Annotated in this window: 12 protein-coding genes; 6 read left to right on the top strand and 6 right to left on the bottom strand. The window is 64.9% G+C overall.

Annotation, left to right across the window (positions count from 1 at the left end; translation table 11 throughout):
• Positions 1 to 5 precede the first annotated feature (5 nt).
• On the bottom strand, positions 6 to 770 hold the full coding sequence (locus llg_RS03005) for an AraC family transcriptional regulator (RefSeq protein ID WP_338288078.1): 765 nt from the start codon (positions 768 to 770) through the stop codon (positions 6 to 8).
• A 153-nt stretch (positions 771 to 923) separates the two neighbouring features.
• Entirely contained in the window at positions 924 to 1,514 is a 591-nt protein-coding gene (locus llg_RS03000) for a prepilin-type N-terminal cleavage/methylation domain-containing protein (protein WP_338288077.1), read from the bottom strand.
• Between the two features lie 187 nt (positions 1,515 to 1,701).
• Between llg_RS03000 and rnr the strand changes: the two genes are divergently transcribed.
• Both rnr and llg_RS02990 read left to right on the top strand, forming a co-directional pair.
• Positions 1,702 to 4,125 (top strand): ribonuclease R, encoded by a 2,424-nt coding sequence (gene rnr / locus llg_RS02995; protein ID WP_338288076.1) that lies wholly within the window; start codon positions 1,702 to 1,704, stop codon positions 4,123 to 4,125.
• A 58-nt stretch (positions 4,126 to 4,183) separates the two neighbouring features.
• A complete protein-coding gene (locus llg_RS02990; protein WP_338288075.1) occupies positions 4,184 to 4,594 on the top strand; it encodes a ketosteroid isomerase-related protein in 411 nt (136 codons plus the stop codon).
• Between the two features lie 226 nt (positions 4,595 to 4,820).
• Here the strand turns inward: llg_RS02990 and llg_RS02985 are convergent, their stop codons facing one another.
• The gene (locus tag llg_RS02985) at positions 4,821 to 6,656 is read right to left on the bottom strand and encodes a polysaccharide lyase family protein (RefSeq protein ID WP_338288074.1); all 1,836 of its coding nucleotides are present in this window, start codon (positions 6,654 to 6,656) and stop codon (positions 4,821 to 4,823) included.
• Between the two features lie 147 nt (positions 6,657 to 6,803).
• On the opposite strand from llg_RS02985, the gene llg_RS02980 reads away from it, so the two are divergent.
• Complete coding sequence (locus llg_RS02980; protein WP_338288073.1) at positions 6,804 to 7,955, top strand: aminotransferase class I/II-fold pyridoxal phosphate-dependent enzyme; 1,152 nt, start codon at positions 6,804 to 6,806, stop codon at positions 7,953 to 7,955.
• Positions 7,956 to 8,072: 117 nt separating this feature from the next.
• On the opposite strand, the gene llg_RS02975 is transcribed toward llg_RS02980, so the two are convergent.
• Positions 8,073 to 8,282, bottom strand: a complete 210-nt coding sequence (locus llg_RS02975; protein ID WP_338288072.1) for a hypothetical protein — start codon at positions 8,280 to 8,282, stop codon at positions 8,073 to 8,075.
• Between the two features lie 112 nt (positions 8,283 to 8,394).
• Here llg_RS02975 and llg_RS02970 point away from each other — a divergent pair, with 112 nt between their 5' ends.
• The 3 genes from llg_RS02970 to llg_RS02960 all read left to right on the top strand — a co-directional run bounded on the left by llg_RS02970 (position 8,395) and on the right by llg_RS02960 (position 12,858).
• Complete coding sequence (locus llg_RS02970; RefSeq protein ID WP_338288071.1) at positions 8,395 to 9,801, top strand: PLP-dependent aminotransferase family protein; 1,407 nt, start codon at positions 8,395 to 8,397, stop codon at positions 9,799 to 9,801.
• Between the two features lie 120 nt (positions 9,802 to 9,921).
• Positions 9,922 to 11,982: a sodium-translocating pyrophosphatase gene (locus tag llg_RS02965; RefSeq protein WP_338288070.1), complete on the top strand. Its 2,061-nt coding sequence runs from the start codon at positions 9,922 to 9,924 to the stop codon at positions 11,980 to 11,982.
• A gap of 402 nt (positions 11,983 to 12,384) precedes the next feature.
• Positions 12,385 to 12,858, top strand: coding sequence for a DUF892 family protein (locus llg_RS02960; protein ID WP_338288069.1), 474 nt, complete (start codon positions 12,385 to 12,387; stop codon positions 12,856 to 12,858).
• Positions 12,859 to 12,886: 28 nt separating this feature from the next.
• Here llg_RS02960 and llg_RS02955 read toward each other — a convergent pair whose 3' ends face one another.
• Both llg_RS02955 and llg_RS02950 read right to left on the bottom strand, forming a co-directional pair.
• Positions 12,887 to 13,123 (bottom strand): VF530 family protein, encoded by a 237-nt coding sequence (locus llg_RS02955; protein WP_338288068.1) that lies wholly within the window; start codon positions 13,121 to 13,123, stop codon positions 12,887 to 12,889.
• 4 nt (positions 13,124 to 13,127) lie between these two features.
• Entirely contained in the window at positions 13,128 to 13,736 is a 609-nt protein-coding gene (locus llg_RS02950; RefSeq protein ID WP_338288067.1) for a DUF1294 domain-containing protein, read from the bottom strand.
• Between the last annotated feature and the right edge of the window lie 77 nt (positions 13,737 to 13,813).

Here is a 13,813-nt window from a genome sequence, read left to right as displayed (position 1 = left end):
ACGGCTTATTGCCGCAGGGCCTCCATCCGGTAGGCCCGCGGCGAGCGGCCGGTGAAGCGCTTGAAGCGGTTGGCGAAGGCGCTCTGGTCGTGGAATCCGAGCGCCAGCGCGATCGCGCTGATCTCCTGGCCGGAGTTGACCAGCGCGTCGGTCGCCGCGTGCAGGCGGTTCTCGATGATGTATTGCTGGATCGTCTGGCCGAAGACCTGCCGGAACACGCGCTGGAGCTGGCGTTCGGAAAATCCGACGTGGCGGGCGATCTCGCCGACCATCAGCGGCTCGCCAAGGCGTTTCCGGATGTAGTCCGCGGCCTCTCCGGCGGGGCCGAGGTGGGCGAGGCGCTTCCGCCGCAGGTCGAGGTTCTGGTGGATGCCGATCACTCCCACCACCTGTCCGTCGCGGTCGCGGAGCGGATACTTGTCGGTCACGATCCAATCGCGCTTGCCCGCCGGGCTGAACCACATCTCGACGAGGTTGAGGCGCGGTTCGCCGTGGCGGATCACCCACTGGTCGTCGGCGCAGAATTTCCGCGCCAGCTCGGGCGGGAGATACTCGTGGGGGAGTTTGCCCAGCACCTCGTCCTCGTGGCGGTAGCCCATGCGCGCGACGGATTCCGGGCTGATGGCCATGACCCGGCTGAGGTGATCCTTCACGATGTAGAGGAGGCCCGGTACCGAGTCGAAGGGGCGCAGCAGATCCGGCAGCGCCACGCTGGCGAAGAAGGCGTCGAGCGCGGGCAGGCGTGCGGCGGGTGGTGGGGTTTTCGCCATGATCTGAGACGAAGGAGACGGTGTGTTCCCGCCGTTCATTTCACGAAGGTGTCCGGATTTTGCAAATGGGGGTGCCTTGCGGATACGAAAAACCCCGCGCCGGTGGGACCGGGCGGGGCTTGGAAATGGATCGGGAAATCCGGAAGGGGAGGATCAGAAGACCTTCACGGCCTCGGCGCCACCCTTCTTGTCGACTCCGAGCGAGTAGACGATGCAGCGTTTGCCGCGCAGCAGGTTGTCGCTGTTGGTGCTGGAGCCGCTTTCGGTCGGCGGCTTGATCTCCTCGTTGTAGTCGTAGTCGAGCACGATCTTGTAGCCGCTGCCGAAGGGGTCGTAGAGGCCCTTGATCTCGCTGCCGCTGTAGATCAGGCCGTTTTTATTGGACTTGCCGGTGGGCACGTTGAGGAAGGTGATCTGCTTCGGATTCTGCAGGTTGGTGCCGGTTTCCTTGCCGAGCAGGATGGTGACGAGCTTCAGGCCTTCGCCGGTGGACGTGTCGTAGGGATCGTTGTCCGCCGTCGCGCCGCTGTCCGAAGGCTCCGGCAGGCGGCCGTATTCGTTGTAGAAGGCGTTGACGGCTTCCTGGAGTGAGGTGCAGCCCTGCTTGGCGGCGGTCTGCTTGGCTTTTTTGATGGCGGCTTGGGCGGCGGCGAAGCCAGCGGCCGCGAGCACGATGATGATCGCAATGACGACCAAAAGCTCAACGAGTGTGAAGCCCTTGCGGCGGGACGGGTGGGTTTTCATGAATCGGTGGGATGACTGAATATGGATTTGAAACCGCGAACCAAGCGCATTTCTCTCCGACTGACAACGACCCTTTCAGGGAAGTGACATGGTAAATACGTAAACCCACTTCCACGTCCGGCAATCTTTCTTTTCTGCCAAGTTGCTTTGCATTTGCGGACTTCCGTTTGAGGCGACACTCTGGGGCATGGCAGAGGAATCGATGCGGACGCAGGTCCTGGAATGGATGCGTTCGCCGAAATACCGCCCGATGACCCGATCGGAGCTGGCTCGCAAATTGGAAATCCCCTCGGCGGCGCGGAGCGACCTGCGGGACGTGCTGCACGAACTGGTGCACGCGGGCGAGGTGGTGGAGGGGAAAAAGGCGCGTTACGAGCTACGAGGCAAGAAGGGCGACCAGCTCACGGGCACCCTGCGGTTCCATCCGAAAGGCCACGCGTTCTTCTACCCGAATGCCGCCGATGAGCAGAACGTCGCCACCGGCATCGACCTGAAAAAGCACTCGCGCATCTACGTCTCGCGCCGCGAGGCCGGCACGGCGTTGGATGGTGACAAGGTGCGGATCTCGGTGCGGATGCCTTCGCCGAAGCGCGAGGGGAGATTCCAGAAGGGCGACCGCCGTCTGGGCGAGATGCCGGAGGACGAGGCCAAGGGCCATGTCGAGCAGATCCTCGAGCGCCGCTCGGGTCGCCTCGTCGGCATTTTCCGCCAGAAGGGGAAGCACTCGTGGGTCGAGTGCTCGGACACCTCGCTCGACGGCCCCGTGGAGCTCCACGGCGACACCACCGCTCAACCGGGGCAGACCGTCGTGGTGGAGCTGGAGCAGTGGGACAAGCGTGACCAGGCTCCGCGCGGCCGCATCATCGAGGTGCTTGGCTGGCCGGGCGAACCGGGCGTCGACATTGTCTCGGTGATCCACCGCCACGGCCTGCGGACCTCGTTCCCGGAGGCGGTGCTCGATGAAACGCGGAACACGCCGGAGGATCCGACTCCGGAGGAGATCAAGCGCCGCGCCGATTGGCGGCCCAAGCTGGTCATCACGATCGACCCCGCCGATGCGAAGGACCACGACGACGCGATCTGGCTGGAGAAGACCGACAAGGGGTGGACGCTGGCCGTCCACATCGCGGACGTGTCCCATTACGTGAAGCCGGGCACCGCGCTGGACAAGGAGGCCACCGAACGCGGCAACTCGACCTACCTCGTGGACCGGGTGCTGCCGATGCTGCCGCCGGAACTCAGCAACGGCATCTGTTCGCTGAAGCCGGATGTCGACCGCCTCACGAAGTGCGCGCTGATGGATATCAGCCCGAAGGGCGAGATCAAGAAGGCCCGCTTCATCGACGCGGTGATCCACAGCCGGGCGAAACTTTCCTACGAACAGGCGCAGGCGATCCTCGATGGCAAGCCCGCGCCGGAAGGCTCCGAAGCGGGGCTGGAGGAAATGGTGAAGGAGGCATGGAAAATGGCCTCCGCGCTACGCCGCCGCCGCTTCGCCAATGGCGCGCTCGACCTGGAGATGCCGGAGATCCGCATCAAGCTGGATGACAAGGGCCGGGCCTGTGGCGTGTTACCGGTGGTGCACACCGCCAGCCACCAGCTCATCGAGGAGTGCATGCTCGCCGCGAACGAGGCGGTGGCGCGGGTGCTGAAGGTGAACCAGAAACCGGCGGTCCACCGCATCCACGAGGACCCGGATTTCTCGCGGCTCTTCGAATTCGGCGAAACCGCCAAGCTCCACGGCTACAAGCCCGGCGACCTCAGTAACCGTGAGCACATCCAGAAGCTGCTCGATGAATCCAAGGGCTCACCCGAGGAACACGCGATCAAGCTGGGTCTGCTCAAGAGCCTGAAGCGCGCCGCTTATTCGCCGGACGCGATCGGCCACTACGGCCTCGCGAAGGCGGACTACTGCCACTTCACCAGCCCGATCCGCCGCTATGCCGACCTGATCGTGCACCGCGCGTTGCAGCCGTTCCTGGACAACTCGCCGAAGAACCCCGACCGCACGCCGCCGCAGGGCGAACTGCGCGAGATTTCCCGCCACATCTCGGACACCGAGCGCGTGTCCGCGGACGCGGAGAGCGAGACCAAGCAGCTCAAGATGATGGAATTCCTCGGCCGCGTGGCGGACCTGGAGGACCCGATCGTGTTCGATGGCCTGGTGACCGACGTGCGGCCGATGGGCCTGTTGGTCGAGGTGCCGGACATTGGCATCCGCGGCGCGGTGAAGCGCGAGGACCTGCCTGGCGGGCGCTGGCGTTTCGAAGGCCATCGCGGTGCGTGGACGAGTTGGGAGGGGATGTCGATCGTGCTGGGCATGCGCCTGCCGCTGGAGGTGACCGGAGTCGACCGCGTGCGGCGTTTCGTGGACTTCCGTATCGCCGTCGGGACCGAGGGCGCCGCGGGAAAGCACGAGAAGTTCAACCAGCCGGCGATGCCTCCGCGGAGACCGAAGCCACCCCAAAAGGACGCCCGTCCGCCCAAGCCCGGGAAGCCACAGCCGAAAGGCAAACGCGGGGGGGGCGAGGAAGCCGTGCCCGCCAAGAAGCCGTTTCCCAAGGCGCAGAGCGGCGGGAAGAAACACGGTCAGAAAAGGAAGCGGAAGTGAGCGGTCGCGCGCGGATTCCGGGATTCCCTTTCCGGCTCCGCGCGGCCAGTGATGGGGCATGCCGCACGCCGCCGCCCTCGATCTGCTATCCCGCTACTACGCCGCCTTCAACTCGGGTGACCGGGAGACTTTCTACTCGCTGCTGGCGGACGACATCGTCCACGACTTGAACCAAGGCGGCAGCGAAACCGGCGTGGAGGCGTTCCGCGTGTTCATGGCGCGGATGGACCGTTGCTATCGCGAGCGGTTGGAGGATCTGGTGCTCTTCGCCAGTGAGGATGGCCGCCGCGCCGCCGCGGAGTTCACCGTGCATGGTTCTTACCTCGCCACCGATGACGGTTTGCCCGAGGCGAATGGCCAGACCTACGTGCTCCCCGCGGGCGCGTTCTTCAGCATCCGGGACGGGAAGGTCGCGCGGGTGACGATGTACTACAACCTCGAGGAGTGGCTACGGCAGGTGGGGGCGTGAGGGGGCGGCAGGAGTTCTCCTTTTGGATTGCGGCGAGCAATCGCCGCTTTGAGCGGAGGCGAGTCATCGCCGGGACGAAAGCTTGCGTCTGCAAAGCCACTCCCACGTTCCATAAGCGTCTCCTCCTTGGCTCAATCTCTCTTCGCTCCAACGAGGTTATCTTCCCGTCGATTCTCTCCCGGTCCCAAAGCGGCGATTGCTCGCCGCACTCCAAAAAAGAAGTCGCTCACGGCATCTCCAGCGCGAGGTAATCGTACATCACATGCGGGATCGGCCCGGCGTTTTTGGTCTGGGTCAGCGTCAGCACGTTCGGTCCCTTTTTCAGCAACTTCACCGGGATCTCCACGCGTGAGACGCTGTATTTCGCGTGGATCGATTCGCGCAGCAGCGCGTTGCCCCCTTCCACCGGCGGATAAAAGGTCGGGATCGACTTGTCGCCGTTGACCGTCATCTGGATGCGGCCCGAGTCCGAGCCCGCCCACGCGATCACCAGTTGCGCGGTGCCGGTGGCGGGCACGTCCTTGAGATCGAAACGCACTTCCCACGGCCAAGCCACCGCGTTGCCGTCCTTCATGTAGGCTCCTTGCGCGAAGTTCCAGTCCTTCGCCGGATCGGACTTGCCGACCGTGTAGACCAGCGGGTTCGGCAGCTCTTTCGAAAAGTTCGTCCACACGTAGCCGTGGAAGTAATCCTGGCCCTTGCGGAACTCGGTGGCGCGGCGGTCCGGCTTGCCGATTTCCCACGCGATCGAGCTGCCCGCGTGCGGCACCTCCCAGACGAGTTCCCCGGCGTTGTTGGCTCCCGCCTTCACCATCACGTCCTTCTTTTCGAACTCGCCCACCGCGCCGTCGTTGAAGGCGGAGAGCACGTAGCTGCCCGGCCGCACGTGCGGGATCTCGAAATGGCCCGCGGCATCCACCTTGGCCCAGTATTGGAAGCGTTTCGATTCGAACTGCCAGTTTCCGCCTGGCTCCGGCTGGGACAGGCCGATCCACGCGCCGCCGGAGGTCAGCGCGGGCTTCAGCTTGTCGTGCAGCGTGAACTTGCCCGCCAGCGTGCCGCGGGCGCTGTCCTGGGGGTAGAGCGGGTGGTTCAGCCAGGCGTGCGGCCAGGCCTTGCGCTCGCTGGCGGCCTTGGCGCGGGCGTCCGCCCAAAGCGCGTCGGCGTTCCCGCCTTTGTTCACGTAGAGCAGGTAGGGGCCGTAGAGCTTGCTCCACGCCTCCCCCGCCGCGAGCTTGGTACTGGACCCATCGTAGTGGTTGCGGCCGAAGTGGATGTGGATCAGCGCGGAGGCGGAGGACAGGTCCTGCTTCAGCGGCCCGTCGTTGAAGAACTCGTGGCTGCCCAGCACGAGGAACGCCCCCACCTGGTTCTTGTCGCTGGCGTGGCCCCAGCAGCCGGTGGAGTAGTATTCGAGATTGAAGTCATACTTGCAGTCGAACTGCCCGGCGCGGACGCCCTGGGTCACCTGCACGATCTCCTTGATGCCGGTCGGCTTCGCCACCGCGAGGTCGGCGGGGGAGGGCATCTCCCAGTTGCGGAGGGCATCGACGCGGATCTTCTCCATCAGCCACTCCTGCTTGTCCTTCTTCGGCATGCCCCAGACCATCCGCCACTCGCCGACGCCGGTGGCGGGATAGGACGCCGGGTGATCGAGGATGGCGTAGGTGTGGACGCCGGATTCACCGCGCTTCAGCACGTAGTGGACCTCGATGTCCACGGCCTGGGAGGGGGACTTGCCGGCCCATTTCTGGCGGAAGCCGATGTCCACCAGCTCCGGATCGTTCTTCGTCACCGTGGCCACGGCCCCGGTCGGCTGGCGGTAGTCGGTGCCGCCGCCCATGCTGTAGTAAACCCCCTTGGCCGGGTCCACGTAGTCCACTCCGGCGAGTTTCAGCGACACCACCTGTGACTTGGCCTTGTCGAGCGTGGCGGTGACGATGCCATTGGCCAGCGTGTAGGAGCGGGCGTCCTCCGTCATCTGGACGGGAGGGGATTGGGCCAGGGCCGCGGAGGCCATCAGCAGGAACGCCGCGAGAAGACGGAAGGAGGGGAGGGGCATGGAAGCAATTATGTTGAATGCAACTTTATAGACGCGGGAATCGTGCGAAACATTTCAAAATCGGTCAAATGCGGGCATTGGAGTCATGCGGACCGTCTCGACAACCACCGGTCATCTTCTCATGGTTCCGCGCAGTTTACCACCTGCATGCCTGCCACCGCGACCCGCCTGAACGTTTTCACCGAATCCGTCATCCGGGGGACCACCCGTCTGGCGAACCAACACGGCGCGATCAACCTGTCCCAGGGCTTTCCGGACTTCGATCCACCGGAGGCCCTGCTCGCCGGTTTGGAAAAGGCCACCCGCGGCCCGCATCACCAGTATGCGATGACCTGGGGTGCACCGCGGTTCCGTGATGCGCTGGCGCGGAAGATCTCGCGCTTCACCGGCCTGGAGGTCGATCCGGACCGCCATCTGGTGGTCACCTGCGGCAGCACCGAGGCGATGATGGTGGCCATGATGACCGCCTGCAATCCGGGCGACCGCGTGATCGTGTTCTCGCCCTTCTACGAGAACTACGCGGCCGATGCGATCTTGTGCGGCGCGGAGCCGATCTACGTCCCGCTGCGGCTGCCGGATTTCCATTTCGATCCCGAGGAGCTCGCCCGCGCCTTCGCGCTGAAACCGAAGGCCATCGTGGTCTGTAATCCGTCGAATCCCACCGGGAAGGTCTTCACCCGCGAGGAGCTGATGACGATCCTGAACCTCGCCGAGGAGCACGACGCCTTCGTCATCACCGACGAGCCCTATGAGCACGTCGTCTTCGCTCCGCACGAGCACGTTTACTTCTCCGCCCTGCCGGGAGCCGCGGCGCGGACCATCACCTGCAATTCTCTCTCGAAAACCTACTCCATCACCGGCTGGCGGTTGGGCTACGTCCACGCCGCTCCGGAGGTGATCGCGCAGGCGCGGAAGGTGCATGACTTCCTCACCGTGGGGGCGGCCGCGCCCTTGCAGGAAGCCGCGGTCGCGGGCTTGGAACTGCCGGACAGCTACTACGCCGGCCTGCGGGACCTCTACACGCGGAAGCGCGATGTCTTCCTCGATTACCTCCGCCAGATCGGCCTGCCGTTCACCGAGCCGCAGGGCGCGTATTTCACGCTCGTCGACATCTCGCCGCTCGGATTCGAGCACGACAGCGAGGCCTCGGAATGGCTCATCAAGGAGATCGGAGTGGCCGGGGTGGCGGGATCGAGTTTCTTCCGCGAGCCGGTGAACCACCTGATCCGGTTCCACTTCGCGAAGAACGAGGACACGCTCCACGCCGCGGGCGAGCGGCTGCTCAAATTGAAGCGGTGAGGTGGGAGTGGAATCCCGCGGGCTTCACGAACACCCGGGAGTGTCTCCCCCCGGAGCGTCCCGGATGACCGGTGGACCCGTGTGAATGGACTCCACCCCCGTTCCGGGTACCATCCGTCAGCGGAACAGGAAGTAAATGGCCAATGCGAACGCGCCGATCCACACGGCGCCGATGTGGGCCACGCCGAAGGAACGCGCGCCGGGTGTTTCCGCCGGGTCATCGCGGTGCGGGCCGAAGAGCACATTGTAGCGGACCACCAGCCAGCCACCGAGATACATCCAGGCGAAGAGGAAGAGCACGATGGCGGTTTTCAGCAGGACAATCATGGCGTGTGTCGGTTGACGTAGACATTCTGGTCCGGTTCCGAGGAACGGCACAGATACAGCGGATCAAATTGTATTGCGGTACAGTTTCACCGGTTGATCCTTGTTCCAATCCATGGAATCCACGCGCTATGAAATGCTGGCAAACCGCCTGGCGGAATTGATCCGCGGCGGCACCTTCGCGCCCGGCGACCGCATGCCGTCGGTGCGCCAGAGCAGCCATGAACACCGCGTGAGCATCTCCACGGTGATGGAAGCCTACCGTCGGTTGGAGGACACCGGCCTGATCGAGGCCCGGCCGCGCTCCGGCTACTACGTGAAGGCCCCGGTGCTGTCCGAGGCCCGCATTCCCACCACCGCCGCCCATGCGCGGAAGCCGATCCACATCGAGCGCGCGTCGTTGTTCGAGGCGGTCATGGATACCGTCGCCGATCCGCGGGTGGTGCCTTTCGCTGCCGCGGCACCGGATGACTCGATCATTCCGAAGGCGAAGCTCGCCTCGATCTCGAACGCCTTGTTCCGCAAACACGGCGGCGCGGCCCTGCGCTACACCCTGCCACCCGGCCGCCGCGAGCTGCGCGTGGCCGTGTCGAAGCGCCTGCTCGGAGCCGGGATCAAGGCCTCGCCCGATGAAATCCTCACCACCCATGGAGCCACCGAGGCGCTGCTGCTGGCCCTGCGCGCGACCACCAAGCGCGGCGATCTGGTCGCGGTGGAAGCGCCGACCTATTTCGGCATCCTGCATCTGCTGCGCGATCTCGGCCTGCGGGCGATCGAGATTCCGGTGAGTCCTCACGCCGGGTTCGTGGTGGAGGCCTTGGAGACCGCGTTGAAAAAGCACCGCGTGGCCGCCTGCGTGGTGCAGCCGAATTTCCACAACCCCATCGGCGGCCTCATGCCGGTGGAGGCGAAGCAACGGCTCGCCGCGCTCTCCGAGCGCCACGGCTTCGCCATCGTCGAGGACGACGTCTACGGCGAACTCGGGCACGATGGCATCCGCCATCCCTCGATCTCGCTCTACGGCGGCCACGTGATCCACATCGGTGCGATCTCGAAGACCCTCGCACCGGGGCTGCGCGTCGGCTGGATCGTGCCGGGCCCCCATTTCGCCGAAATCAAGCGCCTCAAGAGCATCCAGTGTCCGTGGAACGCCACGCTCTCCGAGCTCATGGTCGCCGAGTTCCTGGAAGCCGGTGGCTATGACCGCCACCTGCGGCGCATCCGGCAATTGTATGCCGTGCAGTGCGCGCGCATGCGCCAGGCCGTCGTCAGCTCGTTCCCGGACACCTGCCGGGTGAACCAGCCGCTCGGCGGCTTCGTGTTGTGGATCGAGATGCCCGCCGCGTTCGATGCCGAGGATTTCGCGGTGCGCGCGATGGCGGAGAACGTGAGCCTGGTGCCCGGACCGGTGTTCTCGGCGTCCGGTGGATTGCGGAATTGTTTCCGCCTGAGCTGCGGGTTCGCGTTTGGCGAGCGCACGCTGGATGCGGTCGCGCTGTTGGGAAAACTGGCGGCCCGATAACCGCCCTCCGTCAACTGATTTAACCGCCAAAGATCAAGGGCCGGGGAACGCTTTGATCTTGTCACCACACATTGTTGGAGCACGCTAACGGATAACCGAAATCCCATCCTGTTCACTCGCATGTCCGACTTTCTCATCCGTCATGGAATCCCCCTCTCGCTTGGTTTTGGAGCCCTCGGTTTGGGCGCGGCGATCGTCCTGATCCGATCGGTGCTGGCGGCGTCGGACGGCAATGAGGCGATGCGTTCCATCGCCGGCGCGATCCAGTCCGGTGCCAAGGCCTACCTCAACCGCCAGTTGGGCGCGGTCAGCGCCATCGCCATCGTGATGTTCATCGCGATCGGCCTGTTGCGGGATTGGACCACCGCCGGCGGGTTCGTGGTGGGCGCGGTCTGCTCGCTGATCGCGGGCTACATCGGGATGACCATCGCGGTGCGTGCGAACGTTCGCACCGCCCAAGCGGCCTCGGTGGGATCGCATCCGGCTTTGAAGGTGGCGTTCAGTGGGGGCGCGGTCACCGGCCTGCTGGTGGTGGCGCTCGGATTGCTCTCGGTCGGCGGCTTCTATCTCACCGTGCTCCAGGTTTCCGGCAGCGCGAAGGTGGCGATCGATTCGCTCATCGGCCTCGCGCTCGGCAGCTCGCTGGTCAGTGTCTTCGCCCGTCTTGGCGGCGGCATCTACACGAAGGCCGCGGACGTCGGCGCCGACCTCGTCGGCAAGGTCGAACAGAACCTCCAGGAGGACGATCCGCGGAACCCCGCCACCGTGGCGGACAACGTGGGCGACAACGTCGGCGACTGCGCGGGCATGGCGGCGGACGTGTTCGAAACCTATGCCGTTTCACTGATCGGCGGCGTGTTGGTCGGCCATCTCGTGAGCCCGGACAACCTGGCGGCCCTGTCCTATCCCTTCGTGGTCTGCGGCATCTCGATTGTCGGAGCGATCCTCGGCGTGCTTTACGTGAACCTGCTGAAGCAAAGCCCGACCCGGGCGCTGCTCGGTGGCGTGGCCACCAGCGGCCTGTTCTCCGCCATGCTGCTCTATCCCGCCACCCGCGCGATGTTTCCGGATGGCATCACGCTTTCCGGCGCGCATGTTGGCTCGAATGCCCTCTACGGCTGCATCCTGGCGGGCATCGTCCTGACCTTTGCCTCGGTGTGGATCACGAATTACTACACCTCCACTGAATACAGGCCGGTGCGCCGCATTGCCGCCGCCTCGGAAACCGGCCACGGCACCAACGTCATCGCCGGTCTCTCGGTGGGGAACCACGCCACCGTCCTGCCGGTGCTGCTGATCTGCGCCGCGATCTGGTGCTGCCACGAGTGGGCGGGCCTCTATGGCATCGCCGTGGCGGTCGTTTCGATGCTCAGCCTCTCCGGCATCATCATCTCGCTCGATGCCTTCGGCCCGATCACCGACAACGCCGGCGGCATCGCCGTGATGAGCGGCCTGGAACCGGGTGTCCGCAAGATCACCGACGAACTCGACGCCGTGGGCAACACCATGAAGGCCGTCACCAAGGGTTACGCCATCGCCTCGGCCGGACTCGCCGCGATGGTCCTCTTCGGTTCCTACGTCGAGGAGCTGAAGGCCCACCTCGTCGGCCAGACCTTCCATTTCGAACTGACCGATCCGAAGATCATGATCGGCCTCTTTGTCGGCGGCATGCTGCCGTTCCTGTTCACCGCCTTCGCGATGGACGCCGTGGGCAGCGCCGCGGGCGCGGTGGTCCACGAGGTGCGCCGCCAGCTCGGCCTCAAGCCCGGCATCCTGGATGGCACCGAAACCCCGGATTACGGCCAGTGCGTGGACATCGTCACCAAGGCCGCGCTGCGCCAGATGATCCTGCCCGCGTTGCTGCCACTCGTCTTCGTCGTGGCCGTGGCCGCCATTCCGGGCCTCGGCAAGGAAGCCCTCGGCGGCCTGCTCGTCGGGACCATCGTCACCGGCCTGTTCGTCGGGATTTCGATGACCTCCGCGGGCGGGGCGTGGGACAATGCAAAGAAGTACGTCGAGGACGGCAACCACGGTGGCAAAGGCAGCGACACCCACAAGGCCGCCGTCACCGGCGACACCGTCGGCGATCCCTACAAGGACACCGCCGGACCAGCCGTGAACCCGATGATCAAGGTGGTGAACATCCTCGCGATTTTGATCATTCCGATCCTTTTCAAGTAACCGCAAGGGATCGCGGGCGCGGGGTGAAAATTGCTTCGGTCGACCAAATTTTCAAAGGTCCGGGTTACCCATTTTTTTCACTTATGGGAACCCGGGGTCCGAGGTGCGGAGGCGGCGGCATCGCCAGTTCCGCCACCTACGTGAAATCCCTAGTGCGACAAGGCATCGGGCGCTTCGCAAAATGCAGGACCGGGGTGCGTGATGCCTCATCTCCGGGGCCGGAAAGAGGATGCATTTTCGGCCCAGTGTTGTGATTACAAAGGATGGTCTGTTGATTTTCTAGCGGATGTGGAAGCATCCGCCGGTTTGGCACGCGGCCTGCGATGGATTTGCGAAAATCCGGGCAGCCGAGTGGGCTGCCTTTTTCACAAGATCAACCTCCAACTAGTGCACGCCATGGCCATGACTGAACGCCTCACGGATCTCTGGATCGAGCAACTGAAGAGCCTCCATAGCCTGGAGTGCCAGTTTGCAAAAATCCTCCCCGCGATGGCCCGGTCGGCCGAACGCGAGGAGGTGCGCACCTTCCTTCTGCACCACCGGGTGCGGGCGAAGGCCCATGCGGAAATGCTGCGGGGGATCCTCGCCGATCTGGACGAAATGCCTGGCGATGGGACCTGCGCCGCGATGGAGCGCCTCGTCGCCGAGTGGCATCCGACCGGTGACGACGTCGAACTCCTCCGCACAGTCCGCCGCGGCGTGCATCAGGAGATCGAGCGCCTTGCCCGGGCGGTCAATGGTGCCCGCGTGCTCGGCTATGACGACGCCGCGGACATGCTCTGCGCCGCGATGGAAGAGGAGCAGTACGAGGACGCCGCGCTGGCGAAGGTGGGCCGCCACATCCACGGCCACGCCAGCCGCTACGTCGCCGCCTGAGCGGGTATTGCCGTCCTTGGGGCGTGGCCTACTTGATCCCCCTGCGGAGATCATAGAGGTACCACGCCTCCACCTTCTGCCGCGCCCACGGGGTTTTCCGCAGGAAGGTCAGGCTGGATTTGATGCTCGGATCGTGGGTGAAGCAGCGGATCCGGATCCGCGTCGCGAGCATTTCCCAGCCGTGCCGGTCCACCAGGGTGGTCAGGATGGTCTCCAAGGTCAGGCCGTGGAGCGGGTCGCGCGGGTGTTCGGATGGGGCGGGCATCGGCTCAGCCGAGAATCATGCGGGCGAGCCGCCAATCGCAAAGGAAATCGAGCGCCAGCAGTTGGTGGCCCCCCACGATCGCCCAATAAACGACCTGATAGCGGGCCTTCGCGCATTTGTGCCGCAGCTTCCGCTGGGCGATGAACGCGGCGGGCCAGCCACCGAGCAGCTCGATCAGGTGCAAGCTGGTCTCGGGCACACGCGGGTGCTGGGTGCCGCTTGCTCCGTTGGCACGCGCCCGCTGCTTGTCGATCACGTAGGCGAACCACGCAGCCAGGCTGGAGATGCCGTAGGCTGCTCCGATGCCTATCTGGACCAGCGGGTGGACGCAGCACCATGCCACGAAGGGGAGCGCCAGCAGCAGGCCCAGGAGGAGGCTGTGACCGATGCCGAAACGGCCACCGTCATTCACGTGCACCGCCTTGACCGCGCACGGCCGGCCCTTGTCGTCAGCTCCGGCTTGAAAATGAATCCGGTCCCCCACGGCGGGAGCCTTGTGGTGTTCGGCGAAATCTCGACGGTGGAGGAAGTAGCGTTTCGGCCCGGCCTTCACGTAGCCGTAGCCCTTGCTTCGGTCCCACTCCGCGATCTTGCCCGTCTGCTCCGCTGCCATGTTCCGGCTGCATGACAGATCCCCCGCGCGCTGCCAACCTTCCTCCTTCCCCGAAAGATCGCGCCTCCCCGCGGCGT

Origin of the sequence: Luteolibacter sp. LG18 (genome assembly GCF_036322585.1) — a bacterium.
In the GTDB taxonomy this organism is placed as follows: domain Bacteria; phylum Verrucomicrobiota; class Verrucomicrobiia; order Verrucomicrobiales; family Akkermansiaceae; genus Luteolibacter.
The sequence above is the reverse complement of the archived record's forward strand: the minus strand, read 5'-3'. Positions and strand labels throughout refer to the sequence as shown.